This is a genomic window from Oleiphilus sp. HI0067 (assembly GCF_001635735.1).
The window spans coordinates 1-798 of record NZ_LWFI01001201.1; the positions used below are offsets into that span (position 1 = coordinate 1).

The window sequence follows — 798 nt, forward strand, 5'->3', positions numbered from 1 at the left end:
TTGTCAGATATCTATCTTGAACTTGCTCACGCGATTGTTCGCGATGGCGAAGGTGCTACTAAGTTTGTCACTATTCAGGTTGAGCAGGCGAACAGTGCTAATGAAGCTCTCGATTTAGCCTATACCATTGCTCATTCTCCTCTCGTTAAAACCGCCCTGTTTGCGAGTGATCCAAACTGGGGACGTATTTTGGCCGCGTTAGGACGTGCGCCTATTGATAACTTGGATCTTGATAAGGTCCAGATTTATTTGGGTGACGTAATGTTGGTTGAGAATGGGGGGCGTGCTCAGAGTTATTCTGAAGAGAAAGGACAAGCGATCATGGATGAAGAAGAGATTCTTATCAGACTTGTTCTGAACCGAGGAATAGTTAATGAGACAGTATGGACAACTGACTTGTCTCATCAATACGTCACTATCAACGCGGAATATAGAACCTAAGGTATGTCGGGCACTAAACGTGTTCATGTCGCGGTTGCGGTAATTCGGCAACCCTCAAAGCACGGTGCTAATATCTTGATCAGTAAGCGTGCTGACGATGCTCATCAAGGCGGCCTCTGGGAATTTCCCGGCGGGAAAGTCGAATCTTACGAGACGGTTCAACAAGCTCTTAAGCGAGAATTAAACGAAGAGCTTGGAATAGATATCAGGTCTGATATCTCTCCTTTAATTCAAATTCGTCACGACTATAGCGAAAAGCACGTTTTCCTCGATGTTTGGAATGTTGATGGCTTTGAAGGAGATGCGCGTGGGTGTGAAGGCCAGCCTTTGCAATGGGTGTCTCCAACCGCTCTTTCA

General features: G+C 46.0%; 2 protein-coding genes. Both read left to right on the forward strand.

Annotated features, from left to right (window positions below):
* Nucleotides 1-441: bifunctional ornithine acetyltransferase/N-acetylglutamate synthase (locus tag A3739_RS18015; protein WP_197472413.1), on the forward strand; the 441-nt coding region annotated here is incomplete at its 5' end.
* Between the two features lie 3 nt (nucleotides 442-444).
* Nucleotides 445-798, forward strand: a 354-nt coding sequence (locus tag A3739_RS18020; RefSeq protein WP_156502667.1) for an NUDIX domain-containing protein, incomplete at its 3' end; no start/stop codon positions are given.